Annotated in this window: 29 protein-coding genes, 1 tRNA gene and 2 pseudogenes; 18 read left to right on the forward strand and 14 right to left on the reverse strand. The window is 69.0% G+C overall.

All coding sequences use genetic code 11. The annotated features are described in order from the left end of the window. Window position 1 precedes the first annotated feature (1 nt). Window positions 2-1528, reverse strand: a complete 1527-nt coding sequence (locus tag ACE3TL_RS04495; RefSeq protein ID WP_374577531.1) for an FAD-linked oxidase C-terminal domain-containing protein — start codon at window positions 1526-1528, stop codon at window positions 2-4. Window positions 1529-1687: 159 nt separating this feature from the next. Between ACE3TL_RS04495 and ACE3TL_RS04500 the strand changes: the two genes are divergently transcribed. The 3 genes from ACE3TL_RS04500 (at window position 1688) to ACE3TL_RS04510 (ending at window position 4215) form a co-directional block, all read left to right on the forward strand. Further along, the gene (locus tag ACE3TL_RS04500) at window positions 1688-2062 is read left to right on the forward strand and encodes a cytochrome c family protein (protein ID WP_374577532.1); all 375 of its coding nucleotides are present in this window, start codon (window positions 1688-1690) and stop codon (window positions 2060-2062) included. Window positions 2063-2071: 9 nt separating this feature from the next. After that, window positions 2072-2539: a hypothetical protein gene (locus ACE3TL_RS04505; RefSeq protein WP_374577533.1), complete on the forward strand. Its 468-nt coding sequence runs from the start codon at window positions 2072-2074 to the stop codon at window positions 2537-2539. A gap of 113 nt (window positions 2540-2652) precedes the next feature. Further along, window positions 2653-4215: a hypothetical protein gene (locus tag ACE3TL_RS04510; protein ID WP_374577534.1), complete on the forward strand. Its 1563-nt coding sequence runs from the start codon at window positions 2653-2655 to the stop codon at window positions 4213-4215. Window positions 4216-4232: 17 nt separating this feature from the next. Here the strand turns inward: ACE3TL_RS04510 and coaBC are convergent, their stop codons facing one another. Next, the gene (gene coaBC, locus ACE3TL_RS04515; RefSeq protein WP_374577535.1) at window positions 4233-5426 is read right to left on the reverse strand and encodes a bifunctional phosphopantothenoylcysteine decarboxylase/phosphopantothenate--cysteine ligase CoaBC; all 1194 of its coding nucleotides are present in this window, start codon (window positions 5424-5426) and stop codon (window positions 4233-4235) included. Window positions 5427-5552: 126 nt separating this feature from the next. Here coaBC and ACE3TL_RS04520 point away from each other — a divergent pair, with 126 nt between their 5' ends. Next, a complete protein-coding gene (locus ACE3TL_RS04520) occupies window positions 5553-6089 on the forward strand; it encodes a hypothetical protein (protein WP_374577536.1) in 537 nt (178 codons plus the stop codon). On the opposite strand, the gene ACE3TL_RS04525 is transcribed toward ACE3TL_RS04520, so the two are convergent. From ACE3TL_RS04525 to ACE3TL_RS04540, 4 genes are all read right to left on the reverse strand, one after another. Next, window positions 6086-6289 carry a Trm112 family protein gene (locus ACE3TL_RS04525; RefSeq protein WP_374577537.1) on the reverse strand — a complete coding sequence of 68 codons (204 nt, stop codon included), beginning with the start codon at window positions 6287-6289 and terminating at the stop codon, window positions 6086-6088. The two genes, ACE3TL_RS04520 and ACE3TL_RS04525, sit on opposite strands and share 4 nt — an antisense overlap. A gap of 9 nt (window positions 6290-6298) precedes the next feature. Further along, window positions 6299-6964, reverse strand: coding sequence for an LON peptidase substrate-binding domain-containing protein (locus tag ACE3TL_RS04530; protein ID WP_374577538.1), 666 nt, complete (start codon window positions 6962-6964; stop codon window positions 6299-6301). 14 nt (window positions 6965-6978) lie between these two features. Further along, window positions 6979-7875, reverse strand: a complete 897-nt coding sequence (locus ACE3TL_RS04535) for a tetratricopeptide repeat protein (RefSeq protein ID WP_374577539.1) — start codon at window positions 7873-7875, stop codon at window positions 6979-6981. A gap of 95 nt (window positions 7876-7970) precedes the next feature. Next, window positions 7971-8483: a prolyl-tRNA synthetase associated domain-containing protein gene (locus tag ACE3TL_RS04540; protein WP_374577540.1), complete on the reverse strand. Its 513-nt coding sequence runs from the start codon at window positions 8481-8483 to the stop codon at window positions 7971-7973. 94 nt (window positions 8484-8577) lie between these two features. Here ACE3TL_RS04540 and ACE3TL_RS04545 point away from each other — a divergent pair, with 94 nt between their 5' ends. The 5 genes and pseudogenes from ACE3TL_RS04545 to ACE3TL_RS04565 form a co-directional block, all read left to right on the forward strand. Further along, complete coding sequence (locus ACE3TL_RS04545) at window positions 8578-9318, forward strand: DUF6065 family protein (RefSeq protein ID WP_374533036.1); 741 nt, start codon at window positions 8578-8580, stop codon at window positions 9316-9318. An 85-nt stretch (window positions 9319-9403) separates the two neighbouring features. Then, window positions 9404-9478: transfer RNA gene (locus ACE3TL_RS04550), tRNA-Gly, on the forward strand. Between the two features lie 337 nt (window positions 9479-9815). Then, entirely contained in the window at window positions 9816-10133 is a 318-nt protein-coding gene (locus ACE3TL_RS04555) for a hypothetical protein (RefSeq protein ID WP_374577541.1), read from the forward strand. Beyond that, window positions 10126-10395 carry a hypothetical protein gene (locus tag ACE3TL_RS04560; RefSeq protein ID WP_374577542.1) on the forward strand — a complete coding sequence of 90 codons (270 nt, stop codon included), beginning with the start codon at window positions 10126-10128 and terminating at the stop codon, window positions 10393-10395. Before ACE3TL_RS04555 ends, ACE3TL_RS04560 begins: the two co-directional genes overlap by 8 nt. Before the next feature lie 57 nt (window positions 10396-10452). Beyond that, window positions 10453-10629: pseudogene (locus ACE3TL_RS04565) on the forward strand (EAL domain-containing protein); the annotation flags it as partial. A 10-nt stretch (window positions 10630-10639) separates the two neighbouring features. Here the strand turns inward: ACE3TL_RS04565 and ACE3TL_RS04570 are convergent. Both ACE3TL_RS04570 and ACE3TL_RS04575 read right to left on the reverse strand, forming a co-directional pair. After that, on the reverse strand, window positions 10640-11218 hold the full coding sequence (locus ACE3TL_RS04570; RefSeq protein ID WP_374533032.1) for a hypothetical protein: 579 nt from the start codon (window positions 11216-11218) through the stop codon (window positions 10640-10642). A gap of 83 nt (window positions 11219-11301) precedes the next feature. Next, window positions 11302-11940 carry a LysE family translocator gene (locus ACE3TL_RS04575; protein WP_374577543.1) on the reverse strand — a complete coding sequence of 213 codons (639 nt, stop codon included), beginning with the start codon at window positions 11938-11940 and terminating at the stop codon, window positions 11302-11304. A gap of 112 nt (window positions 11941-12052) precedes the next feature. Between ACE3TL_RS04575 and ACE3TL_RS04580 the strand changes: the two genes are divergently transcribed. Beyond that, window positions 12053-12823 (forward strand): sulfite exporter TauE/SafE family protein, encoded by a 771-nt coding sequence (locus ACE3TL_RS04580; RefSeq protein ID WP_374577544.1) that lies wholly within the window; start codon window positions 12053-12055, stop codon window positions 12821-12823. On the opposite strand, the gene ACE3TL_RS04585 is transcribed toward ACE3TL_RS04580, so the two are convergent. Next, on the reverse strand, window positions 12820-13224 hold the full coding sequence (locus ACE3TL_RS04585) for an MAPEG family protein (protein ID WP_374577545.1): 405 nt from the start codon (window positions 13222-13224) through the stop codon (window positions 12820-12822). The genes ACE3TL_RS04580 and ACE3TL_RS04585 overlap by 4 nt on opposite strands. 147 nt (window positions 13225-13371) lie before the next feature. On the opposite strand from ACE3TL_RS04585, the gene ACE3TL_RS04590 reads away from it, so the two are divergent. Next, complete coding sequence (locus ACE3TL_RS04590) at window positions 13372-13578, forward strand: KTSC domain-containing protein (protein WP_374577546.1); 207 nt, start codon at window positions 13372-13374, stop codon at window positions 13576-13578. 246 nt (window positions 13579-13824) lie between these two features. Here the strand turns inward: ACE3TL_RS04590 and ACE3TL_RS04595 are convergent, their stop codons facing one another. Then, window positions 13825-15057, reverse strand: coding sequence for an argininosuccinate synthase (locus ACE3TL_RS04595; protein ID WP_374577547.1), 1233 nt, complete (start codon window positions 15055-15057; stop codon window positions 13825-13827). 111 nt (window positions 15058-15168) lie between these two features. Between ACE3TL_RS04595 and ACE3TL_RS04600 the strand changes: the two genes are divergently transcribed. Continuing rightward, the gene (locus ACE3TL_RS04600) at window positions 15169-15630 is read left to right on the forward strand and encodes an Lrp/AsnC family transcriptional regulator (protein WP_374577548.1); all 462 of its coding nucleotides are present in this window, start codon (window positions 15169-15171) and stop codon (window positions 15628-15630) included. Here ACE3TL_RS04600 and ACE3TL_RS04605 read toward each other — a convergent pair. Together ACE3TL_RS04605 and ACE3TL_RS04610 are read right to left on the reverse strand one after the other, a co-directional pair. Continuing rightward, window positions 15627-15971, reverse strand: coding sequence for a hypothetical protein (locus ACE3TL_RS04605; RefSeq protein ID WP_374577549.1), 345 nt, complete (start codon window positions 15969-15971; stop codon window positions 15627-15629). The genes ACE3TL_RS04600 and ACE3TL_RS04605 overlap by 4 nt on opposite strands. Window position 15972: 1 nt before the next feature. Next, entirely contained in the window at window positions 15973-17892 is a 1920-nt protein-coding gene (locus ACE3TL_RS04610; RefSeq protein ID WP_374577550.1) for a potassium transporter Kup, read from the reverse strand. A 197-nt stretch (window positions 17893-18089) separates the two neighbouring features. Here ACE3TL_RS04610 and ACE3TL_RS04615 point away from each other — a divergent pair. Beyond that, a pseudogene (locus ACE3TL_RS04615) lies at window positions 18090-18892 on the forward strand (SDR family NAD(P)-dependent oxidoreductase). 124 nt (window positions 18893-19016) lie between these two features. Here the strand turns inward: ACE3TL_RS04615 and ACE3TL_RS04620 are convergent. Further along, entirely contained in the window at window positions 19017-19709 is a 693-nt protein-coding gene (locus ACE3TL_RS04620; protein ID WP_374577551.1) for a MarC family protein, read from the reverse strand. A 78-nt stretch (window positions 19710-19787) separates the two neighbouring features. Between ACE3TL_RS04620 and pyrF the strand changes: the two genes are divergently transcribed. Then, window positions 19788-20483, forward strand: coding sequence for an orotidine-5'-phosphate decarboxylase (pyrF, locus tag ACE3TL_RS04625; RefSeq protein ID WP_374577552.1), 696 nt, complete (start codon window positions 19788-19790; stop codon window positions 20481-20483). 233 nt (window positions 20484-20716) lie between these two features. Here the strand turns inward: pyrF and ACE3TL_RS04630 are convergent, their stop codons facing one another. Next, window positions 20717-21703, reverse strand: coding sequence for a 2-hydroxyacid dehydrogenase (locus ACE3TL_RS04630; protein WP_374577553.1), 987 nt, complete (start codon window positions 21701-21703; stop codon window positions 20717-20719). A gap of 76 nt (window positions 21704-21779) precedes the next feature. On the opposite strand from ACE3TL_RS04630, the gene ACE3TL_RS04635 reads away from it, so the two are divergent. From ACE3TL_RS04635 to ACE3TL_RS04650, 4 genes are all read left to right on the forward strand, one after another. Continuing rightward, window positions 21780-22364, forward strand: a complete 585-nt coding sequence (locus tag ACE3TL_RS04635) for an SH3 domain-containing protein (RefSeq protein WP_374577554.1) — start codon at window positions 21780-21782, stop codon at window positions 22362-22364. An 81-nt stretch (window positions 22365-22445) separates the two neighbouring features. Further along, entirely contained in the window at window positions 22446-22973 is a 528-nt protein-coding gene (fabA, locus tag ACE3TL_RS04640) for a 3-hydroxyacyl-[acyl-carrier-protein] dehydratase FabA (RefSeq protein WP_374534267.1), read from the forward strand. Between the two features lie 14 nt (window positions 22974-22987). Continuing rightward, window positions 22988-24199, forward strand: coding sequence for a beta-ketoacyl-ACP synthase I (gene fabB, locus ACE3TL_RS04645; protein WP_374577555.1), 1212 nt, complete (start codon window positions 22988-22990; stop codon window positions 24197-24199). 46 nt (window positions 24200-24245) lie between these two features. Next, on the forward strand, window positions 24246-25058 hold the full coding sequence (locus ACE3TL_RS04650; RefSeq protein ID WP_374577556.1) for an enoyl-ACP reductase: 813 nt from the start codon (window positions 24246-24248) through the stop codon (window positions 25056-25058). Window positions 25059-25174 lie beyond the last annotated feature (116 nt).

Below are 25174 nucleotides of genomic sequence, written 5' to 3' on the forward strand. Positions count from 1 at the left end.
CTCAGAACCGCTCCAGCTCGGGGAAGCGGAGCTGGCCGCCATGGATATGGACGCGGCCGAGTTCGGCGCAGCGGCAGAGCTTGGGAAACACCTTGCCCGGATTGAGCAGGCCGCCCTCGTCGAAGGCGCATTTCAGCCGCTGCTGCTGGTCGAGGTCGGCGGGGCCGAACTGCACCTCCATCAGGTCGCGCTTCTCCACGCCCACCCCATGCTCGCCGGTCAGCACGCCGCCGACCTCGACGCAGAGGGTGAGGATGTCCGCGCCCAGCTTTTCGGCCAGGTCCAGCTCGCCGGGCTTGTCGGCGTCGTAGAGGATCAGCGGGTGCAGGTTGCCGTCGCCGGCATGGAAGACATTGGCGATGCGCAGGCCGCAAGCCTGCGACAGCTCGTTCATCCGGGTCAGGACCCTTGGCAGGGCCGCGCGCGGAATGGTGCCGTCCATGCAGTAGTAGTCGGCCGAGATCCGCCCCACCGCCGGGAACGCCGCCTTGCGTCCAGCCCAGAAGCCTATGCGCTCGGCCTCGTTGGTCGAGATGCGCAGATAGCTCGCCCCGCAGCGGTCGCCGATCTCGCGCACCACCTCGATCAGGTGGTCGACCTCGGCCGGCGGCCCGTCCAACTCGACGATCAGCAGCGCCTCGACATCGAGCGGATAGCCGACCTTCACGAAGGCCTCGGCCGCGGCGATGGCCAGCCGGTCCATCATCTCCATGCCGGCCGGAATGATCCCCGCGGCGATCACCGCGGCCACGCAAGCGCCCGCCGCCTCGACCTCGGCAAAGCCCATCAGCAGGGCGCGCTGGGTCTCCGGCGCCTGCAGGATGCGGACCGTGACCTCGGTCACCACGCCCAGCAGCCCTTCGGAACCGCAGACCACGCCCAGCAGGTCCAGGCCCTCCGGGTCGAGGTGCTTGCCGCCCAGCCGCAGCACCGTGCCGTCGATCAGCACCATCTCGACCCCCAGCAGGTTGTTGGTGGTCATGCCGTATTTCAGGCAGTGTACCCCGCCGGAGTTCTCCGCGACATTGCCGCCGATGGAGCAGGCGATCTGGCTGGAGGGATCGGGGGCGTAATAGAAGCCGCGCTGCGCCACTGCCTGGGTGACGGCCAGGTTGGTGACCCCCGGCTGCACCACCGCGCAGCGGTTGTCGTAGTCCACCTGCAGCACGCGGTTGAACTTGCCCATGCCGAGGATGATGCCGTCGGCCAGCGGCAGCGAGCCGCCCGAGAGGGAGGTGCCGGCCCCCCGCGGCACCACCTTCAGCCCCTCGCGATGGCAATAGGCCAGCACCCGGCTCACCTGCTCGACGGTCTCGGGCAGGACCACGATCATCGGCCGCTGGCGATAGGCGGTCAGGCCGTCGCACTCGTAGGCGGCCAGTTCGGCGTCGTCGTCGATTACCCCTTCGCCGGGAACGATGGCGCGCAGGGCGGAGACGAACTCCGGGCGGCGGGCCAGCAAGGCGGCATCGGGCGGCGGCATCTGCATGTCGGTTTCGACATAGCGCGAGGCGCGGGTGAACGCCAATCGCCCGGAGGCCACGGTGAGGGTTTGTGCAGGCCGCGCGTCTTGGGAGTCGGCAGCCGGGACCGGAGGTGGTTCGAGTGCAAACTCTGTTCAAAGAGTCTCTTGTTCACGAACGCGTCATGTCGGAGTTCATAGCCTCGCTTGAAGAGGAGGAACTTCATGCCGCGATTCATCGCTCGGTCCATCGCCCTGGGCGCCTGCGCCGCCGCCGTCCTGGCGACGCCGGCCCTCGCCCAGGCGCCAAACGGCGAGACGCTCTTCAAACAGCAATGCGGCGTGTGCCACTCGATCGCCCCGGCGCCGGGCAAGATGGGTCCCCCGCTGAAGGGCGTGGTCGGGCGCAAGGCCGGGACCCTGCCCGGCTACGCCTATTCGGGCGCCATGAAGGCCTATGGCGTCACCTGGGACGCAGGCAAGCTGGAGGCCTATCTGGCCAAACCGACGGCGGCCGTTCCGGGAACCAAGATGATGATCGGGGCGGCCAATCCGGCCCAGCGCTCAGCGATCGTCGCCTATCTCGCCACCCAGAAGTAGCGAGGCTCCATGAGCGCGGTTGAGCTTCGCCGGGGCGCCGGCGGGGCCGCCGCGCATGCGGCCCCGGGGCCTGCGACCGACTATCACGCTCTGGGCGCCTTCACCGAGACCTGGGCGTTCCTCGAGCTGTTCTTCGGACGCTGCGCCGAAACGGTGGGGATCGACGCCGAGGGCGAGGCTTCGGCGCGGGCCGAAGCGCTGGCGCGCGCGGTGCCGGCCAATCCGGCGTTCGCGCCCCTGGCCGGCAAGACCTGCACGCTGGCCCGCGAGGCGGCCGATCTGGCCCAGCGCCGCCAGGCTCTGCTGGAGGACCTCGCCTACGCCAGTCTGCGCCGCATGGGGGTGGAGGTCTGCAACGCCCCGCCCGCCGGCCCGCCGCCGGCGCTCGACGCCCTGCATATGAGCGCCTGCGATCTCGTGCGCCGCACCGTGCTGTTGCTGGGCCAGCTCAAGGCCCGGCGAGGCGGCTCGGCCTAGCTTAACCGGTCATCCACACGAAGGCGGTACGCGGAAACCACGTTCCTCGAGGCTTGGATCACCATCGCCTTTCGGCGCGTGGTCTACGGTCGAGGGTGTTCGGGGGAATGCGCGTGAAACGGCGAACGATCGTGGCGGGAGCCGCGCTGCTGGCAGGGCTGTCCGGGGGGCAGGCCGCGGCCCAGGCCAGCGACGCCATCTGGATGTGCGCGTCGGAAGTGGCCGGCCCCGACGGGATCGGCATGACCATGGGCCTCCTCGGCCCCGGGCTGCGCCGTACCGCTCAATCGACGATCTACGTGGCCACCTTCCGATCCCCGATCGCGCAACAGTCTCACGACGCGGTTTACGAAGCGGCGTTCGGCCAGCACATGGCTTCGCGCGGCCAGGGCGGCGGCACGGTCTCCTGCGGGATCAAGGCGTCCGACGCTGCGGTCCAGTCGGCGTTGGCCACCCTCACCGGGACCTCCTACGTCGGCTATACGGGCGCCGGCGGCATCAAGGTCACCCGGAGCGTGGTGCGCATCGACTGGCGCCCCGCGGACGTGGCGGCCGCCCCGCCGCCGCCCGCGGTCGCAGCAGCGCCCGCCCCGGCCAAAACCGTTTCGGCTCTCGGCGCGGCGTTCGAGGACCTCGGCCCGCAGGCCGCAGCCATCGTCCGGTTGGATCCGGCCGCCGGCGCGCTGGTGATGGCCGTCGAGGCCGGCGGGAAGGCCGAGATCGGCGGCCTCAAACGCATGGACGTGGTCACTGAGATCGCCGGCCAGCGGGTCGACCGGGCCGTCGATGTCATCACGATCGTCGGCCGCATGCGGCCTGGCTTCGTCGCACCGGTGAAGGTCTGGCGCGGCGGTGCGACGACCGATTTGAACATCGAGATCGCCGCCCTGCCGGTGCAGGCCCCGCCCGCGCCGGCCGCACAGGGCGGCGGCCAGTCGTCCGAGCTCAAGGCCGCGCTTCAAGCCGCACTGGACCGTGGGAAGGGCTACGCCGCTCAGGCGCACACTGCGGCGGAGGAAGGCAAGGCCATGGCCGCCCAGGCGCGCGCGGCCGCCGTGGTCGCGCAGGACGCCGCGCAGCGCGGCGAGAAGAAGGAAGCCGGCTATTCGGCCTGGAACGGCCTGACGGCGGCGAGGGTGAAGTATCGCCACGCCGGCGGTGGCGTGAAGGAGGCGCCCGCTGGACCCGGCGTTCGCACCTACGAGGACGGCGAAACGGTCGCAGGACAATTCGATGGCCGTTTCGTGACTGGCCTTGGTGTGAACCGGCTGGTCAAAGGGACAGTCTACGAAGGTGAGATGGACAAGTTCCAGCGAGAGGGCCTCGGTGTGCTGACCGCAGCCCAGGGCTGGGTTTACGCGGGCAGGTTCGCTGCCGGGCGCACGGCGTTGGGTGTCTTCACGAACAGCACCGAGCCGCCCTATGCCGAATTCGCCGTCAGCACCTTGAAGGGCCAGCAGCAATCGGGCGTGATGATCCTCAGGGACGGTCGCCAGCAGATCGGCGAGTTCTTCTCGGAGAAGCTGACCGGCCTGGGCGCCGAATACGATGCGAGCGGCAGGCTGTTGCGACAGGGCTTCTGGGCGGCCGGCGAACTCAAGACGCCGATCGCCGAATCAGCGGCCCTGACAGGGGCCGCCGCACCCGCGACGCCCGCTCCGGGCGGTCCGCAATAACGTGACCGGGTGGAAGGTCAGGCCAGGGCCTGGGCCATGCGCAGGGCCAGCTTGCGGGCGACTTCGGACTTGGCCGTGCGGTCCCAGCGTTCGACGCCGCCGGCGGTGACGATGCTGACCGCATTGTCGTCGCCGCCCATGGTGCCGGCGATGCTGACGTCGTTGGCGACGATCCAGTCGCAGCCCTTCCGGGCCAGCTTGGCCTGGGCGTAGGCTTCCACGTCGTCAGTCTCGGCCGCGAAGCCGACCACCAGTCGCGGACGCTGGGCGCTGCGCGACAGGGTGGCCAGGATGTCGGGGTTCTCGACCAGGGAGATGGTCGGGGGTCCGCCAGCGCCCTTCTTCATCTTCGAGCCGGCCGCCGTTTCGGGCCGCCAGTCGGAGACCGCCGCCACGCAGACGGCGATGTCGGCGGGCAGGGCCGCCTCGCAGGCGGCCAGCATCTCGCGCGCGGTCTCGATGTCGACCCGCTTCACCCCGGCGGGCGTCGGCACGGCGACAGGGCCGGCGACCAGCGTCACCTCCGCGCCGAGGTCCGCCAGGGCCTTGGCGATGGAAAAGCCCTGCTTGCCGCTGGAGCGGTTGGTCAGCAACCGCACCGGGTCGATCGGCTCGGCGGTCGGGCCGGCGGTGACGATGGCGCGCTTGCCGGCCAGCGGCCGCGCGGCCGGGCCTTCTAGGGCCGCCATGATCGCCTCGAAGATCGCCGCCGGCTCGGCCATGCGCCCGAACCCGAACTCGCCGCAGGCCATGGCCCCCTCGTCCGGCCCGACGAACCGCACGCCGTCGGCCTTCAGGGTCGCCAGGTTGCGGCGCGTGGCCGGATGCTCCCACATGCGCACGTTCATCGCCGGGGCCATCAGCACCGGCTTGTCGGTGGCGAGCAGGGTGGTGGCGGCGAGGTCCCCGGCCAGGCCGTGCGCCGCCTTGGCCATCAGGTCGGCGGTGGCCGGTGCGACCACAACCAGGTCGGCCGAGCGCGACAGCTCGATATGGCCCATCTCCGCCTCGTCGGTCAGGGAGAAGAGCTCGGAATAGACCTTGTCCTCGCAGAGGGCCGAGAGCGACAGCGGGGTTACGAACTCCGCCCCTGCGTGGGTCAGGATCGGCCGGACCCCGACGCCGGCCTTGCGCAGCAGCCGCACCAGTTCGAGCGACTTGTAGGCGGCGATCCCGCCGCCGACGATCAGGAGAATTCGCTTGTCCGACAAGGCTTTTCCACCCTCCGTTCCGGCCGCTCGTCATAGAGCCCTTTGGCCTTGCAAGCTAGGCTCTGGACAAGCACCGATTTCTGTTCTTAATTTGTTCTGCAACCTGCCCGCGCAAGGAGAACCCAAGTGGCGCTGCAGTACAGACATGTGTTGAGCCTGGGCCTCGCCCTCGTGCTGGTCGCCGCCTGCGAGCGGCCCTCGGCGGTGGCCGACAAGACGCCCGATCAGGCGCCCGTGCAGGGCCTGCGCGAGGCCGCGCCCGCCCGCACCGCCGAGGCCGGACGCAACGAAGCGCCGGTGCGCGAACTGGACGGGCGGCCGATCTGGTCGTCCAGTCGCCGGGGCACGGCCGAGGAGAACGCCCAGCGCGCCTTCGATCGCAACGGCGAGGCGTTCGGGGCCAGGACCCTGGACGAGTTCATCCGCAAGACCCACGCCTTCGTGGCGAATCCGCCGCGCGGGACCGAGCGGCTGACCCGCCGCAACGGCGACGTGCTGCTCTACGATCCGAAGGGCAATGTCTTCGCGGTCGCCACCAAGGACGGCGCGCCGCGCACCATGTTCAAGCCGGACGAGGGCGCGGCCTACTGGCAGGAACAGAGGGACCGCGAAGCGCGGCAGTCGGCCCGTAGCGAGCGGGGCGAGCGCGACAGCGAAGGCTAATCCAAGACGCGGGCTTCTTCCGGCAGCATGATCGGCACGCCGTCGCGGATCGGATAGGCCAGCTTGGCGCCGTTGCTGATCAGTTCGCCGGCCTCGCGGTCATAGACCAGCGGGCCGTGGGTGATCGGGCAGACCAGGATTTCCAGCAGCCGCGGATCGACTTCCGCGGTCAGGGACAGGGGGACAAGGGCGTCGCTCATGGGCCCCTTCTACTGGATGGATTGCGGCCCGTCATCGTCCGCGCCGAGCCCGTCGATCTCCAGGAGGGCGGTCAGGGCCTCGCAGCGCTCGGTCATGGTGGGCGCCTCCAGCAGCGCCTGCTTCTCTGGCGGGTCGAACGGCAGGCCCATGGCCAGGCTGGTGACCAGGCTTTCCAGGGGCGCGGACTCGGCCGTCTCCCAGTCGATGTCCAGTTCGCGGCGGTTCAGATAGCGCTTGAGGGCGCCGGCGAAACGCCGCCGGTCGAAGGCGGCGATCTCCGCGCCTTCGTCCGAAAGGTCGTCGGCGAAGGCGTCGAAGGCCGCGCGGACCTGGCGATAGGGCGTGGCGACCGACAGCTCTTCCTTCAGGAGGAACCGACAGATCCCGGTCAGGGTGATGAGGTAGCGGCCGTCGGAGGTTTCGGAAAAGCTGGTCACCCGTCCGGCGCAGCCGACGCCGGCCAGGTTCGGCCGGGTGCGGTCGCCGCCGCTGCGCGTCTGGACCATGCCGATCATGCGGTCGCCGGCCATGACGTCGTCGATCATGTTGAGATAGCGCGGCTCGAAGATCTGCAGCGGCAGGTCGCCGCCCGGCAGCAGCAGCGCCCCGTCGAGGGGAAACACCGGGATCACCTGGGGCAGGTCGGAAACCTTGCGGAATACGGCGGCCGGCATGACGCGCCTCCCCTTCACGAGAACAGGATGGATGACAGCCGTCGCCGCCCCGCGCGGGTGATGTCCGATCCGGCGCCCGCCGCCTCGAAGATGGTCAGGAGCTGTTTGCGGGCGGCGTCCTCGTTCCAGTCGCGTTCGCGCTCGATGATCGTCAGCAGATGGTCGACCGCCTCGCCCCAGGCGCCGCGGGCGGCCAGGGCCTTGGCGATCTCGAACCGGGCCTCGTGGTCGCCTGCGTCCCGGGCCAGGCGCTGTTCGAACTCGCTCACCTCGCTCGGACCTTCCTCGGCCAGGGCGAGCGCGGCGCGCACGCTGTCGAGATCGGCGTCCTTGGCCCCTTCCGGCGCCATGGCGGCGACCTCGGCCGCCCGCTCGGCGTCGCCGCCGGCCAGGTAGCAGCGGGCCAGGCCGCCGATGGCCTTCACATTGTCGGGTTCGCCCTGCAGCACCTGGGCGTAGGCCTGGGCCGCGCCGCCGACGTCGCCGACATCCAGCGACTCCTTGGCCATAGCCAGCAATTCGTCCGTGGCGTTGGCCGGCGCCTGGCCGGCGATGCGGTCGACGAACTGCTTCACCTGGCTGTCGGGCAAGGCGCCCATGAAGCCGTCCACCGGCCGGCCGCCGACGAAGGCGAACACCGCGGGGATCGACTGCACGCGAAGCTGGCCGGCGAACTGCGGGTTCTGGTCGATGTCGATCTTGACCAGCTTCACCTTGCCCTTGGCGGCCAGGACGTTCTTCTTGATGGACGGGCCGAGCTGGCGGCAGGGACCGCACCAGGTCGCCCAGAAGTCGACGATGACCGGCGTCTCCTTCGACGCCTCGATCACGTCGGCGATGAAGCTGGCGTCCGTGCCGTCCTTGATCAGGTCGTCGGCGGATTGGGGCTGGGTTTCGCCGATCAGGCTCATGTCGATCTTCCAGACTTTGGGTAAGGCCCGGGCTTAACGCGCCCGGCCGCTAAAATGGTCCCTTCCTGCGCCGGCTTCAACGGCGCGGTGAGGACTTAGGACGCCTGGACCAGCGCCATGGCGGCGAAATCGACGACGATGGGCGTCACGCCCAGGGCCGCCAGGAAGGCGGCGAAGCCTTCGCGCGATACGCCGGTGGTCGCGGTGTTGGTCAGGGGATGGAAATTGACCCGCTCGGCCTGCGCCAGCCGCCGGTCGAGCACGAAGGTCAGCCGGCGCTCCACGTCGTTGATGAGGCCGAACGCCGTGACCGAGCCGGGCGTCACGCCCAGGGCCTGCTCCATCAGCTCCGCCGATCCGAACGACAGCCGCGCCGAGCCGATCACCGTATGCAGGCGCTTCAGGTCGATCGCCGTGTCGTCCTGGGCCGAGATCAGCCACAGCCGGCCCTTGGCGTCCTTCAGAAACAGGTTCTTGGTGTGGGCGCCGGGGATGTCGTCCTTGATCCCCTCCCCTTCCCCCACGCGGAACACGGCCGGATGATCGGTGGTGTCGTGCGCGATGGCGTGGGCGTCGAAGAAGGCGATCAGGTCGGAACGGGTCTTCATGGCGCCTGCTTAGCCGAAGGCGGGCTCTGGCCGCTAGCGGGGGGCCGCCAAGGGGACTAGAGCAGTCGGGATAGAGCCAGTCTGGAGGGAACCCATGGAGCTCGAGTGCTATCCGACCGCCGAGCGGCCGCCTGAAATCGTCCCTGGCCGGCCGCAGCGGGCCTGGATGGACCACTTCGCCGAGCGCCACCCCTATCGATGCCTGCCGCTGGCCATGGCCAACACCACCGGCTGGGAGATCCTCTGCCCGATGGCCTTCACCGCCGAGTGGAACGGCGGGGTGATGCAGGACGACATCACCCTGACCGCCGACCGGCCGCATCCGGACTTCCACAACTTCGTGAAGAGCCATTTCAGCCACGGCGTCGTGACCTTCCACCCCGGCTATCTGTTCCGCACCCCGCCCGGCTGGTCGATGGTCGCCCAGGGGCCGCCGAACCACGTCAAGGACGGCGTCCAGCCGCTGGCCGGCCTGGTCGAGACCGAATGGCTGCCCTTTCCCTTCACGATGAACTGGATCTTCACCCGGCCGGGCCGCGTGCGGTTCGAGAAGGGCGAGCCCTTCTGCTTCATCACCCTGACCAAGGACCGGGAGATGGCGCAGTTCCAGCCGGTGATCCGCGGCATGGATCGCAACCCCGAGCTGCGCGACCAGTACGACACCTGGGAAAAGCACCGCAGCGAGTTCAACAAGCGCATCTTCCGCGCCGACCCCGACGCGACCAAGGAGGCCTGGCAGCGCTACTACTTCCGGGGCGAGTTCCCCGAGGAGGTCGCCGAGGCCCCGAAGGACCATGTGAACAAGCGCCGGCTGAAGAGTCCAAAATTTGGTTGAGAGGGGTGTTGCCAACCTGCGGGCGCTCTGCCATAAGCCCGCTCTCGATTTTCGGGCGGCGGGGAAAACAAAGTCGCTTCGGAGTGCGGGCGTAGCTCAGGGGTAGAGCACAACCTTGCCAAGGTTGGGGTCGTGAGTTCGAATCTCATCGCCCGCTCCAATCGAAAATCGGACCAAGCAGGGGTCGCCTTCGGGCGGCCCTTTTGCTTTTCCGGCTCCTCGTGCATTGCATTCGCCGCCGCTGCGGGCGTATAGGCGCTGGCCATGACCTTCGTTTTCGACCCCGCCAGCCCGAGCCGAGCGCGCACTGCGCCTGCGGCCGCCTGCGCGTCGAAAACCACCATGACCATGATTATCACCCCCACCTCTGGGACGGGGCGAACGCGCGCGCTTTAGCCAAGCCGACGGATCGCAAGATCAGGAACCCCGCTCCCGAACAGGCAGCGGGGTTTTTTGTTGTGCGCGCCGTCGGTCCTCCACCTCGAAAGGACTGAAAGATGGACTGCCAGGACCTCCCCGATCATCCAGCCGCCGCGGGCCTCGCCGCCCGACGCTTCGCCGACGCCCTGGCGGCGCAGGCGCTGCTGACCCACACGGCGCGGCTGGAGGCGACGCTCGCCCCCACCGCCGGGCTGGAGGCGCTGTTCGCCGTCGAGCAGGCGCTGGACCTGGCCTGGCCGGCGGCCGCCCCGGCCTGCGAGATGATCTGGGCGACCGAGGAGGCGCCCCAGACCCTGGCCCTGCGCGCCTTCGACGAGGCCGGCCACCTGCTGCTGGCCCAGGCCTATCGCCGCGGGGGGCTCAAACATGGCTGAACCAGCACCCTGCCCTCACCGGACCTTCCTGCTGGAGACCGCGCCGGAGGCGGACGCCCTGCTGCGGGTGCTGGCGCCCTTCGCAGCGCTCGGCGCGCGCATCCTGGCCCTCGAAGCGCGCGAAGCCTCAGATCGCACCTCGATCCGCATCGAGGCCGCCGGGGTCGGCGGCGAGGCGGGCGACCATCTGGCCGAGCGCCTGCGGCGCCTGCCCTTCGTCATGCAGGTCGGCGTGGTCTGGCGGCTGGAGGCTGCGACCTGAGGTCGCGGTGCGACCAAGATCCCGAATTCATGATTCTGAATGAGCGGCTCACCGCGGGGCCGCAGCCTGGAGATTCCGGTCACGGCCGAGGGCGTCGAGACCGCCGAGCAGCTCGAATTCCTGCGCGGGGAAGCCTGCGCCGAGGTCCAGGGCTACGCCATCGGCCGCCCCGCCCCCGTCGACGCCCTGGAGGGCTGGACGGACGAGGCGGTCCGCAAGGCGCTGGCGGGCTAAGCCCGCCCGGTCAGTTCGCCGGCCGGGTCACCCGCGGGCCGAGATTGGCGATGACCGCCCGCGCGTCGAAGGCGCGCGGGTCGTCGGCCGGCTTGGCGCCGCGGTTCATGACGATCTCGGCGCTGGCCTCGAACTTGGTGACGGTGCGCACGTCCATGCGGTCGGCCCAGAAGGGGTCGCCCCACCAGGGGTCCCAGGTCCGCCAGCCGAAGCCGCCGTAATAGCGCCAGTAGGGCCGCCAGTAGCCGTAGGACGGGCCGTACCAGGGGCTGTAGAGCGGGTCGCGCTCGACATAGGTCCGGCGGTCCGCCTCGGTGTTGCGGTCGACGACGGCGAACCAGTCGTAGCCTTCCTGCACGGTCAGCTCGGCGGCGCGGAACAGCAGATAGCCCTCGACGGTCTCGCGCGAGGTGAGGCTGTTGCCCGAGAAGTTCACCCGAAAGCGGTTGGCCTCGACCCGCTGTTCGGAATAGCCGCCGGACACGGCCTGGCCGGGCAGGTTCGGCTGATAGGGCGTGGCGGTGGCGCAGGCGCTCAGCAGGCCCGCTAGGGCGAGGCTGGCGACGATGGCGGCTGACTTGCGTGACATGACTTCAGAATCCGAAGTTCCATCGTCCCTCGACGACGGGTGATCTTAGGCGAAACACCTGGGCCTAATTATGGTTGCGCTTGTTAAGCTCCGCCAGCCTTCTGGGCCATCATCAGGGCCGCGGCGAGCAGCAGGAGGCCGACCGCGACGGCGAAGCCGCGCCGGAAACCCGGTTCGCTCATCCTGGCGGCCAGGGCCGCGCCGCCCAGGCCATAGGCGCTCATGGCCACGACATCGAGCGCCAGGGTGGCGCAGGCGAAGGCGGCGAGCTGGGCCGGTAGCGGACGCGCCGGGTCGAGGAACGGCGGCAGGACGGCGGTGAAGAACAGCACCGCCTTGGGATTGGCGATCTGCACCGTGAAGCCGTCGAGGAAGGCCGAGCGGCCCTGGCGGAAGGCGCCGGCGGCGGGCTCGGCGTCCTTCTGGAACGCGCCCTTCAGCGACTTCAGACCCAGCCAGGCGATGTAGGCCGCCCCCGCATAGGCCAGCAGGTGGAACACCTGGGGAAAGGCCAGGACCAGGGCGCCCAGGCCCAGGGCGGCCGCGCCGAACCAGACCAGGGTGGCGCTGTTCATGCCCACGACCCCGACCAGGGCCGCGCCCTTGCCCTTCTGCGCGCCGGTGGCGATGGCGAACAGATTGGCCGGGCCGGGCGTGGCGGCCATCACCGCCATCACCCCTAAGAAGGTCGCGTAGCGGGCCGGATCGACGGGGAGGTTCATGAGCGGCCCGAGGCGAGGGGAGGGGTGCAGAAATGCTGAGTCCGCCCCGAGGTAATCCCCATTGCGTCGCTCGGAAAGCTCTGCGACCTGCCAGGCCGGATCGGGAGGGACGATGGGTCCGGAGTTCTGGCTCTATTTCGCCGTCGGCTTCGCCGCGCAGCTCGTCGACGGCGCGCTGGGCATGGCCTATGGCGTGGTGACGACCACGGTGCTGCTGGCGGGCGGCGTGACCCCGGCCAACGCCTCGGCCAGCGTGCATGCGGCCAAGGTGTTCACCGGCGCGGCCTCGGCCATTTCGCATATCGCTCACCGCAATGTGGACTGGCGGCTGCTGGTCCTGCTGTCGACCGGCGGCGTGGTCGGGGGCGTGCTCGGGACCTACATCCTGACCTCGGTCGATGGCGATGCGATCAAGCCCTACGTGGTCGGCTGGCTCGGTTTGATGGGCCTGGTCATCCTCTATCGCGCCTGGAAGGGGGCTCGGCCCAAGCCGTTCTCGTGGAAGTCGCCGCTGCCGCTGGGCCTGACCGGCGGGTTCTTCGATGCGGTCGGGGGCGGGGGCTGGGGGCCGGTGGTCACCTCCACCCTGCTGGGCTCGGGCGCGGACCCGCGCAAGGCGATCGGCACCACCAACGCCGCCGAGGCGTTTGTGGCCGCGGCGGTCTCGGCGGCGTTCCTGGCGGCCCTGGTGTCGGGCCATTGGGAAACCGACGGCCTGACCGATCACCTGTGGTCGGTGCTGGGGCTGATCGGCGGCGGCGTGATCGCCGCCCCGGTCGCCGGCTGGATGACCAAGGTCCTGCCCCTGCGGATGCTGACCTGGATCGTCGGCCTGGTGGTGACGGGCCTGGCCATCTGGCAGGCGGTGATCCTGTTTGGTTAGGCGCCGACGATCGCCAGGGTCCAGAGGATCCGGCCGGCCGCGCCCAGCAGCAGGAGGGCGCTGGCGGCCATCTGGATCATGAACCCGGCCTCGCGCTTCTTCGGATCGGCGACATAGCCGACCGCATAGAGGATGCGCCCGACGATCCAGACCACGCCCAGGCCCGCGGCGATCAGGTCGTTCCAGTAGATGGCGAACAGCCAGAGGCCCGCCAGGAAGATCGGCAGCCATTCCAGCGTATTGGCCTGGACCCGGATGTGGCGCTCGAGGATCGGATCGCCGGTCATGGCCGGGGCGGCGACGCCGCTTTGGGCGCGGGCCCGGCCGACCCGAACTCCCATCCAGACATAGACCAGCAGCGCGGCTACGGTGACCAGCGCCACATAACTGTGCGGTTGCATGTTTCCCCCTGAAGTCGGTGGCGCCTCGCGCGCCTTGGGGCCAAGCTTGGCACAGTCCGGCGCCCGCAGGGAACCGCCCATGCGGGTCGATGCGTTTCACTGACACCTACGGAACATTGGCATCCACGGAACACTGGAGGCCCGCCCATGCAGGTCCTTTCCGAAGCGATCCGCGATATCTCCTACGATCCGCAGCGCGCGAAGCTGTTCGTGACCTTCAACGACGGCGACCAGTACGTCTATGTCGGCGTCCCCGGCGAGGTGCACCGAAGTTTTCTGGACGCGGACTCCAAAGGCCAGTTCTTCGCCTACGAGATCCGCGATCAGTACCCGTACAACCGGGTCGGGGCCTGAAACCGCGATCCTTCCCCGTCAGCGGGGCTGACTGACGGGGGCAGGCATATGGCGCGGATGAGCAGCCGCAACCCACTTCGCATGTCGTCCCGGAAAGCGCGCAGCGCTTGTCCGGGACCCATGAACACCTGAGCTTTCAGGCTCTGGCGCCGCCGAGACGGCCCCTGAACCGCATGTGTTCATGGGTCCCGGTCTTGCTTCGCAAACCGGGATGACACCCATATGCGATCGCTCCGCCCCCAGCGGTCACCCCCGCCGGTCGCGCTTGGCCGAGACGCGCAGGCGCAGGGCGTTGAGCTTGATGAAGCCGGCGGCGTCACGGTGGTCATAGGCGACCTTGCCTTCTTCGAAGGTGACCAGCTCCTGGTCGTACAGCGAATAGGGGCTGGTGCGGCCGATGACCGTGACATTGCCCTTGTAGAGCTTCACCCGCACCTGGCCGGTGACGTTCTTCTGGCTGTAGTCGATGGCCGCCTGCAGCATCTCGCGCTCGGGGGCGAACCAGAAGCCGTTGTAGATGAGCGATGCATATTTCGGCATCAGCTCGTCCTTCAGGTGCATCGCGCCGCGGTCGAGGGTGATCGACTCCATGCCGCGGTGCGCGGCCAGCAGGATGGTCCCGCCGGGGGTCTCGTAGACGCCGCGCGACTTCATGCCGACGAAGCGGTTTTCGACCAGGTCGAGCCGGCCGACGCCGTTGTCGTGGCCGAGCTGGTTCAGCTTGGTCAGCAGGGCGGCGGGCGAAAGCTTCACGCCGTCGATGGCGACCGGATCGCCGCCCTCGAAGTCCATGGTGAAGATCGTCGGTTCGTTCGGCGCGTCCTCGGGCGAGATGGTGCGCATGTGGACGAACTCGGGGGCCTCGACCGCCGGGTCTTCCAGCACCTTGCCCTCGGAGGAGGAGTGCAGAAGGTTGGCGTCGACGCTGAACGGCGCCTCGCCGCGCTTGTCCTTGGTGATCTGGATCTGGTGCTTCTCGGCGAAGTCCAGCAGGGCCTCGCGGGACTTGAAGTCCCATTCGCGCCAGGGGGCGATCACGTGGATGTCGGGTTCGAGGGCGTAGTAGCCCAGCTCGAAGCGGACCTGGTCGTTGCCCTTGCCGGTGGCGCCGTGGCTGACGGCGTCGGCGCCGGTCTGGCGGGCGATCTCGATCTGGCGCTTGGCGATCAGCGGCCGGGCGATCGAGGTGCCGAGCAGGTACTGGCCCTCATAGACCGTGTTGGCGCGGAACATCGGGAACACGAAGTCGCGCACGAATTCCTCGCGCAGGTCCTCGATGAAGACGTTTTCGGGCTTCACGCCGGCGGCGATGGCCTTGGCGCGGGCCGGTTCGATCTCCTCGCCCTGGCCGAGGTCGGCGGTGAAGGTCACGACCTCCGCCCCGTATTCGGTCTGCAGCCACTTGAGGATGATCGAGGTGTCGAGCCCGCCCGAATAGGCCAGGACGACTTTCTTGATGGAGGGTTTGCTCGTGCTCATGGGTGGCACCCTACGCCAGGATCAAAACAATTGGATTGCAAAGACACCAACAATCGTCGCGATATTGGCGCCAGATTCCATGTTCGTCAGCATAGAGGGCGCCTGGCGCCAATGAAAATCGACGCCATCGACCGACGCATCCTGCGGGCCCTGCAACGCGACGGCCGCATGCAGAACATCGACCTGGCCAGGGAGGTGGGACTGTCGCCTTCGCCCTGCCTGCGGCGGGTGCGGCTGCTGGAGGAGGCTGGGGTCATCGAGCGCTATGTCGCGGTGGTCGACGGGGCCAGGGTCGGGGCGGGGCTGACGGTGTTCGCGCGGGTCTGGTTCAAGACCCAGGACGCCGAGGTCACCCACCAGTTCGCCGAGGCGGTGAGGCGGTTTCCCGAGGTGGTGGAATGCTACCTGACCACCGGCGAATGCGACGCCCTGCTGCGGATCGTCACCGCCGACCTCAACAGCTACTGGCGCTTTCAGGCCGATCACCTGACGCGCATCCCCAGCGTCCAGAGCGTGAAGACCGACGTGCCGATGGAGACGGTCAAGCGCAGCTACGAAATCCCGCTGCCTTAAGGCTTTAAGGAGCCCTCGGCCTCCAGGGTCTCCAGCGTCTTGCGCAGCCATTGCAGGTGGATCATGGCGATCACCGCGGCGAGGGTGGCGCGCAGGCCGAAGAAGATCACGTTGTAGGCCAGGTCCGGCGCCCGGTGATGGCCCCACAGCAGGATCAGGCCCACCGCGACGGCGGCGAGGATCGGCAAGGTCAGGGCGAGGTTGCGCGGCGCGCGCCAGCCGCCGACCAGGGGCAGGCGGGTTTCGGCGTCGATGCGGTTCCAGGCCGCGCGGGCGCTGCTGGCCATGATCGACAGGGCCAGGATCCAGAGGGCGTCCGCGGCGATGCTGAGGAGGTTCATTCTAGACCGTCACCTGGGTGCCCAGCTCGACCACGCGGCCGGGCGGAATCTTGTAGAAGTCGGTGGGGTTGGCGGAGTTTTTCATCAGGAAGATGAATATCTTATCCTGCCAGAGCGGCATGCCCGAGTGAGCCGATGGCACGATGGAGCGGCGGCCCAGGAAGAAGCTGGTGGCCATGATGTCGAACTTCAGCCCCAGCTTGCGGCAGAGGCCCAGCGCCTTGGGCAGGTTGGGGCTCTCCATGAAGCCGTAGGAGATGAAGACCTTCTTGAAGTCTTCGTTGACCTCCTCGATGCGGATGCGGTCCCCGTCGCGCACGCGCGGGGTCTCGGCGGTGACCACGGTGAGGATGATGTTCTTCTCGTGCAGGACCTTGTTGTGCTTAAGGTTGTGCATCAGGGCGACGGGGGCGATGTCCGGGTCCGAGGTCAGGAAGATCGCCGTGCCCGGGGCGCGGTGCGGGGCGCGGGCCTTGAGGATTTCGGAGAGCTCGATCAGGGGCACGCTGTCGCGGCGGGTCTTCTCGGCCAGGATCTGGGCGCCGCGGGTCCAGGTCCACATGATCAGGACCAGCACCCCGCCCATCACCAGCGGCAGCCAGGCGCCGTCGGGGATTTTCAGCAGGTTCGAGCCGATGAACACCAGGTCCAGCGCGCCGAAGGCGCTGGCCGCCAGGGCCGCCTGCCAGACCGGGCGCTTCCACATGAAGCGGATGATCACGAAGAACAGCAGGGTGTCGACGAACATCGCGCCGGTGACGGCGATGCCGTAGGCGGCGGCCAGAGACGAGGAGTCCTGGAAGGTGAACAGCAGCACCAGCACGCCGATCATCAGATAGGTGTTCACCTGGGGCACGTAGATTTGGCCGGCCTGGGTCTCGGAGGTGCGGCGGATGTCGATGCGCGGCAGCAGGCCGAGCTGCACGGCCTGCTGGGTCATGGAAAAGGCGCCGGTGATCACCGCCTGGCTGGCGATGACGGTCGCGGCCGTGGCCAGCACGAAGACCGGCCAGTAGGCGAGCTCGGGCACCATCTCCCAGAACGGGTTGAAGCGCGCGGCCGAGTGGGCCAGCACGTTCGCGCCCTGGCCCAGATAGCTGAGCGCCAGGCAAGGCAGGGCGAAGGCCAGCCACGAGGCGCGGATCGGCGCGCGGCCGAAATGGCCCATGTCGGCGTAGAGCGCCTCGGCCCCGGTCACCGCCAGGAACACGCTGCCCAGGATGACGAAGCCGACCAGGCCGTCGTTCACCAGGAAGCGGACGCCGTAATAGGGGTTCAGCGCCCGCAGGATCGACCAGTCGTCGGCGATGTGAAACACCCCGAGCCCGCCCAGGGTGAGGAACCACAGGGCCATGATCGGCCCGAAGAAGGCGGCGACGCGGTGGGTGCCCCTGGCCTGGACCATGAACAGCGCCACCAGCACGCCGGCGGCGATGGGGACGAGATAGGGCTCGACGCCCGAGCCGACGCCCGGCGCGTCCTTCAGGCCCTCGACTGCCGAGAGCACCGAGATCGCCGGGGTGATGATGCCGTCGCCGTAGAACAGGGCGGCGCCGATCACGCCCAGGAAGAAGACGGCGGTGGAGCGCTTGGGCAGGTAGCGCTGGGCCAGGGCCATCAGGGCCAGGGTGCCGCCTTCGCCCTTGTTGTCGGCCCGCATCAGGAAGACGACGTACTTGATGGTGACGATCAGGACGAGCGCCCAGAGCACCAGGGAGACGACGCCCAGCACCGCCAGCTCGCTGGCCCCGCCGGAGCGCGAATGGTGCAGGGCCTCCTTCATCGCATAGAGCGGACTGGTCCCGATGTCCCCGAAGACGACGCCGATCGCGCCCAGGGCCAGGGCCGCGAAGCTGTCCTTCTTATGGTGAGGATGGGACTCCTTGGCCGCCTCCGGGGCGACGCCGGCCGAGTCAGCCATTCAAGCTCTCCGGGAACACGCCATCAGGCTCCCATGCGCGGCGGAAACGCCACAAAGGCGAGCGCGATTACACCCAATCTCGCGACGGTACAATCGCGATGAACCCGCGTCACGCCGCCGCCCCGCCTGATCTCACGCCGACTTGACCTTGCCTGGGCTTTGGCCACCTTCGGGCGCGAGCAGGGCAAGGGGCGCAGATGGACCGCAGATTGGCGCTGGTGACGGGGGCCTCGGCCGGATCGGCGCGGCCTTCTGCCGGCTCTATGCGAGCCAGGGCTACGACATCGCCCTGACCGCGCGCCGGGCCGGGCGGCTGGACGAACTGGCCGAGGCGTTGCGGGCGAAATTCGGGGTCGAGACCCTGACCATTCCCGCCGACCTGGCCGACCCGCAGGCGCCGGGGATGATCCTGAAGCACCTGGCGGCGCAGGGCCGGGCGGTCGACGCCCTGGTCAACAACGCCGGCTACGGCGTGCCGGGCGGCTTTCTTCAGTCGCCGTGGGAGACGCACGAGGCCTTCCTGCGGGTCATGCTGACCGCGCCGACGGAACTGGCCTACCGGGTGCTGGCGGGGATGGGCGAGCGGCGGTTCGGGCGGATCGTCAATGTCGCCTCCCTGGCCGGGCTGATCCCCGGATCGCCGGGGGCGACGCTCTATGGGGCGGTGAAGGGCTATCTGATCAAGGCCAGCCAGAGCCTGCACCTGGAGACCCTGGGCAAGGGCGTGCACGTCACTGCGCTCTGCCCCGGCTTCACCTATTCGGAGTTTCACGACGTCAACGACACGCGCGAGCAGATCAGCCGCAGCGCCCCGTCGTGGATGTGGATGGACGCCGAGGCAGTGGCCGCCGCCGGCTATGCGGCGGCCGAGGCCAACCGGGCGATCTGCGTGCCGGGGCTCCCCAACAAGGCCATCGCCGCGGGCGTGAAGCTGGCGCCCGACACCTGGGCCCTGGCGCTGATGGCCTCGCAGGGGCCGCGTTTCCGGGGCGAGGTCTGATCGGCAGGGCGGGGCGCAAACCTGCCGAGATGGGCGATCGCCGATGGAAAAGCAGGGATTTCGGCGCCGATAGAGGCGCTATCGGCAGGTTTTCGACCCTGATCTTGCAGAAAGGCGCCGATAGCTACTTCGCGTAGGGGGCGGCGGCTTCGCGCAGGATGACGCCGGCGGTGGATTCGGCGATCCCGGCCAGGATGAACTGCACGGCCAGGGCGCAGAGGATGAGGCCCAGGACCCGGACCACGATGGTCAGGCCGATCCGGCCGAGCAGGCGGCTGATGAGCGGGGTGGCCCAGAAGATCAGCATGACCGCCAGCGACAGGGCGGCGATGACGCCGACCCCCACCGCCGCGCCCGCCAGGCCGAAGGTCTTGGCCTCGGAGGCGTAGATCACCACGGTCGAGATCGCGCCGGGGCCGATCAGCAGGGGCATGGCGAAGGGGACGATCATCCGCTCGAAGCGGCGGCGGGCGTGGGCGCGGCCCTCGCCGGCCGGGAGGTCGTCGTCGGCCGCGCCGGCGAAGGCGGCGGTGAAGTCGTCGCGCGCCATCTCCAGCCCGAGCAGGAACAGGATCACCCCGCCGGCGATGCGGAAGGCCGGAAGCGAGATGCCGAAGAACTCCAGCAGCGACAGGCCCGAGAAATAGAAGAAGGTCAGGAAGCCGAAGACGAACAACGAGATGTAGACCGAGATCCAGCGCGCATCGCGGCTCTTCACGCCGTTCGTCGCCGCCGCGAACAGGGGCACGTTGCCGATCGGATCGATCAGGGCGAACAGGGCGACGAAGAAGTTGACGGCGAAGTTCCACTGGCTCATGCACCGCTCTTAGCCCAATTCGCCGCCCACGCCGACACCCGCCAGGGGTGGCGCGCCCCTGCCTGGAAGGACCCCCGCATGGCCCTCGCCGATCCGCGCCTGATCGTTCCGCTGGATACGCCCACGACCGCCGATGCGCGGCGGCTGGTCGAGGCCATCGGCGCGGCGGCGAGCTTCTACAAGGTCGGGCTGGAGCTGTTCGCCACCGGCGGGGGCATGGAGCTGGCGCACGAGCTGAAGGGCGCGGGCAAGCAGGTGTTCCTCGACTGGAAGCTCCACGACATCGGCGCCACGGTCGAGCGTTCGGCCGCCGTGCTGGCGGGGGCCGGCTGCGACTTCCTGACCGTCCACGCCGAGCCGCAGGTGCTGGCCGCCGCGGTGCGGGGCAGGGCGGGCTCGGACCTTAAGGTGCTGGGCGTGACGGTGCTGACCAGCCTGACCGACGCCGACCTGGCGGACATGGGCTTTTCGGAAACCACCGGCCAACTGGTCGAGCGGCGCATCCGCCACGCCATCGCCGCCGGCGCCGACGGGGTGATCGCCAGCCCGCACGAGGCGGCCCTGGCCCGCAGGCTGGGCGGGCCGGACTTCCTGGTGGTCACGCCGGGCGTGCGCCCCGAGTGGTCGGCGAAGAACGACCAGGCCCGCATCGCCACTCCGGCTGACGCGCTGCGCGCCGGCGCCAGCCACATCGTCTGCGGCCGGCCGATCACCGCCGCGCCCGATCCGCATGCGGCGGCGCTGAAGGTGGCGGCGGAGATGGCGGAGGCCTGAGCTGCGGGAGCTTTTCGCCCCGCTTCGCAGGCAGGGCTATCGCATATGGCGCGGGTGAGCCGCCGCCCTCCTTGCATGTCGTCCCGGAAAGCGCGCAGCGCTTGTCCGGGATCCATGAACGCCTGATATTTCAGGATCTTGTGCTGTCGGGACATATTCCGATCCGCCTGTGTTCATAGGTCCCGGTCTTGCTTCGCAAACCGGGATGACACCGATACGGAAAGGAAGGCCGCCTACAGCATGGAGGGGATGACGCGGTCGGGGGGGCGGTGGCCGTCCATCCAGGTCTTCAGGTTGATGATGACCTTTTCGCCCATGTCGATGCGGGCCTCGACCGTGGCCGAGCCGAGGTGGGGCAGCAGCACCGCCTTGGGCTGGGTCAGGAGCTTGGGGTTGATCGCCGGTTCGAACTCGAAGACGTCGAGGCCGGCCCCGGCGATCGCGCCTTCGGCCAGCATGTCGGCCAGGGCCGCCTCGTCGATGATGCCGCCGCGGGCGGTGTTGACGATCACCGCATGCGGCTGGAGCAGCTTCAGCCGGCGAGCCGAGAGCAGGTGGTAGGTGGCCGGGGTGTGCGGGCAGTTGACCGAGATGATGTCCATGCGGGCCAGCATCTGGTCGAGGCTTTCCCAGTAGGTGGCCTCCAGCTCCTCGGAGATCACGTGGCTGACCGGCTTGCGGTTGTGATAGTGGATCTGCATGCCGAAGGCCTTGGCCCGGCGCGCCACGGCCTGGCCGATGCGGCCCATGCCGATGATCCCCAGCCGCTTGCCGTTGACGCGGCGGCCCATCATCCAGGTCGGGGTCCAGCCGGTGAACCCCCCGGCCTGGACCACGTTGGCGCCTTCCACGATGCGGCGCGAGACGGCCATGATCAGGGCCATGGTCAGGTCGGCGGTGTCCTCGGTCAGCACGCCGGGGGTGTTGGTGACGACCACGCCGCGTTCGTTGGCGGCGGCCACGTCGATGTGATCGATCCCCATGCCGAAATTGGCGATCAGCTTCAGCCGGTCCCCCGCCTGGGCCAGCAGGTCGGCGTCGATGGCGTCGGTGATGGTGGGCACGATGGCGTCGGCCCGCTGCATGGCCGAGAGCAGGGCCGCGCGGTCCATCGGGGCGTCATCGAGGTTCAGCTCGGTGTCGAACAGTTCGCGCATGCGCGTCTCCACTTGGTCGGGGAGGCGGCGGGTGACGATGACTTTGGGTTTGCGAGCGGGCATGGGCGTTCTGGAAAGGAATCTTTAACCGCGCTCGGCGCGCCTTGCGTTGTGACCAGGAACCTCTAGCAAAGCCCCCATGGACGGCCAAGGCGAGCCACGTACGAATGAGCGGCGGAAAGCCGCTGCGCTCACTTTTTTAGCGGCGACGCTGGCCTGGGCGGCCTGGGCGGCCTGGGCGGCCCCGGCGCAGGCCGCGCCGCGGCAGACGCCGTCGGGCCAGCCGGTGCCGCGCTATGTCTCGCTGAAGTTCGACAAGGTCTATGCGCGGGCGGGGCCGGGAGAGGATCACCGGCTGCTGTGGGTCTACGAGGCCAAGGGCCTGCCCGTGCAGGTGATCGCCGAGAACATCGAGTGGCGGCGCATCTGCGACCCGGACGGCGGCGTGGCCTGGATTCACCGCCGGCTGACCAGCGGCGAGGCCACGGTGATGCGGGTCAAGACCACGCGCCTGGCCCTGCACAAGAAACCGCGCGCCGAGGCCGAGATCGTCGCCTATCTCAACCCCCGGTCCATCGCCGAACTGGTCAAGGACTGCGAAAAAGGCTGGTGCAAGGTGCGCGGCGAGGGGGTCAGCGGCTGGGCGCCGGCCGGCGAACTCTGGGGCGTTTCCCCGGCCATCCAGTGCAAGGTCGGCGGAGCGTCGCGGCCGCGCAGCCGTTGAGCAGATGGGCTGGCTCTGCTAGGGCCTGAAGTGACGATTCCCAAGGGCCCGTAAAACGGACCGCCGCCAAGAAAGCCAAGCATGATCCAGGGCGCCAAGGCCAAGGACCACTACGATCTCGAAGAGCTGCTGGCCTGCGGCCGTGGCGAGATGTTCGGCCCGGGCAACGCGCAGTTGCCAGTGCCGCCGATGCTGATGTTCGACCGCATCGTCAAGATCACCGAGGACGGCGGGGCGCACGGCAAGGGCTATGTCGAGGCCGAACTCGACATCAACCGGGACCTCTGGTTCTTCCAGTGCCACTTCATCAACGATCCGGTGATGCCCGGCTGCCTGGGCCTGGACGCCATGTGGCAGCTCGTCGGCTTCTTCCTCGGCTGGTCGGGGGCGCCCGGCAAGGGCCGCGCCCTGGGGGTCGGCGAGGTGAAGTTCACCGGCCAGGTGACGCCGAACGTGAAGAAGCTCGTCTACAAGATCGACCTGAAGCGGGTGATCATGCGCAAGCTGGTCATGGGCATCGGCGACGGCGTGCTCGAAGCCGACGGCAAGGTGATCTACGAAGCCAAGGACCTGCGCGTCGGCCTGTTCGACGCCAAGGACCTGGTCTGAGGACGGAGCCGCCCATGCGTCGCGTCGTCGTCACCGGGATCGGCATCGTCTCCTCGATCGGGAACAACGCGGGCGAGGTGCTGACCTCGCTGCGCGAAGCCCGGTCGGGAATTACGTTCTCGCCGGAATATGCAGAACTGGGCTTCCGCTCGCAGGTGCACGCCGCGCCGACCGTGGACTGGGAGTCGATGGTCGACCGCCGCGCCGCGCGGTTCCTGGCCCAGGGCACGGCCTTCGGCCACATCGCCATGGAACAGGCTATCGCCGATTCCGGCCTGGAAGAGGGCGAGGTCAGCCACGAGCGCACCGGCCTGATCGTCGGCTCCGGCGGTCCCTCGACCAAGGCGATCATCGAGGCGGCCCACACCGCCAAGGAACGCGGCCCCAAGCGCGTCGGCCCGTTCGCGGTGCCCAAGGCGATGAGCTCGGGCGCCTCGGCGACGCTCGCCACCTGGTTCAAGATCAAGGGCCTGAACTTCTCGATCTCCTCGGCCTGCGCCACCTCCACCCACTGCATCGGCTCGGCCTACGAGCAGATCCTGATGGGCAAGCAGGACGTGGTGTTCGCCGGCGGGACCGAAGAGCTGGACTGGACCTTGAGCGTGCTCTTCGACGCAATGGGCGCGATGAGCTCGAACTTCAACGACCGCGCCGCCACCGCCAGCCGCGCCTATGACGCCGCCCGCGACGGCTTCGTGATCGCCGGCGGCGCCGGGATCGTGGTGCTGGAGGAATACGAGCGCGCCAAGGCCCGCGGGGCGAAGATCTATGGCGAGATCGTCGGCTACGCCGCCAATTCCGACGGCTTCGACATGGTCGCGCCCTCGGGCGAGGGGGCGGTGCGCTGCATGCGCCTGGCCATGGCCGACCTGGGCGGGCGCCGGGTCGACTATCTGAACCCGCACGGCACCTCGACCCCGGTCGGGGACGTCAAGGAGATGGGCGCGGTGCGCGAGGTGTTCGGCAAGGACGTCCCGCTGATCTCGTCCACCAAGTCGCTGACCGGGCACAGCCTGGGCGCGGCCGGGGCGCAGGAGGCGATCTATTCGCTGCTGATGCTGAACAACGGCTTCGCCGCCGAGAGCGCGCACATCGAAAACCTCGATCCGGAGTTCGCCGACCTGCCGATCCTGCGCCAGCGCAAGGACGTGGAGCTGGAGACGGTGATGTCTAACTCCTTCGGCTTCGGCGGCACCAACGGCTGCCTGGTGATGGCGCGGGTCTGACCCCGCGCCGCGCCGCCTCATAGACCAGACCTCAAGGAGATCCCGCGTGGCCGACGAGTATCAGATGCCCAAGGGCGAGCTGATGAAGGGCAAGAAGGGCGTGATCACGGGGGTGGCCAACCACCAGTCGATCGCCTGGGGCATCGCCTCGCAGCTCGCCGCCCAGGGCGCGGAGCTGTCCTTCCTGCACCTGCCGGGCATGGAGCGGCGGGTGACGCCGCTGGCGCAGAGCGTCGGCGCCAAGGCCATCGTGCCGGCCGACGTGCAGGACGACGCCTCGATGGACGCGGCCTTCGCGCAGATCGAGAAGGCGCATGGGACCATCGACTTCTTCCTCCACTCGATCGCCTTCGCCAACAAGGACGAGCTGAAGGGCTCGTTCGTCGAGAACACCAGCCGCGAGAGCTTCCTGCGGGCGATGGACATCTCGGTGTTCAGCTTCGTGGACTGCGCCAAGCGCGCGGCGCGGCTGATGCCGAACGGCGGGTCGATCGTGACCATGACCTATCTGGGCGCCGAGCGGGCGATCCCCAACTACAACACCATGGGCGTGGCCAAGGCGGGGCTGGAGGCGGCGACCCGCTATGTGGCGCGCGACCTGGGCCCGGCGCGAATCCGCGTCAACGCCATCTCGGCCGGGGCGATGAAGACCCTGTCGCTGGCGGGGATTTCCGGCGGCCGCGGCATGCTGGCCCAGGGACGGGCGATGTCGGCGCTGGGCGAGGACACCTCGATGGAAGGCGTGGCCGGTTGCGCGCTGTGGCTGATGTCGGACCTTGGCCTGTCGACCACCGGCGAGGTGGTGCATGTGGACGCCGGCTTCCACATGATGGGCGTGGGGACGGACAGCGAAGGCTGAGACGCGTCGCTGGCTGGGGCTTCTTTTCCTCACCTGCGCAGCGGGGGTGATCGCATATGGCGCGGATAAGCGGCGGCAGCCCCCTTCGCATGTCGTCCCGGAAAGCGCGGAGCGCT

It is taken from the genome of Phenylobacterium sp. (assembly GCF_041920015.1).
Lineage (GTDB): Bacteria > Pseudomonadota > Alphaproteobacteria > Caulobacterales > Caulobacteraceae > Phenylobacterium.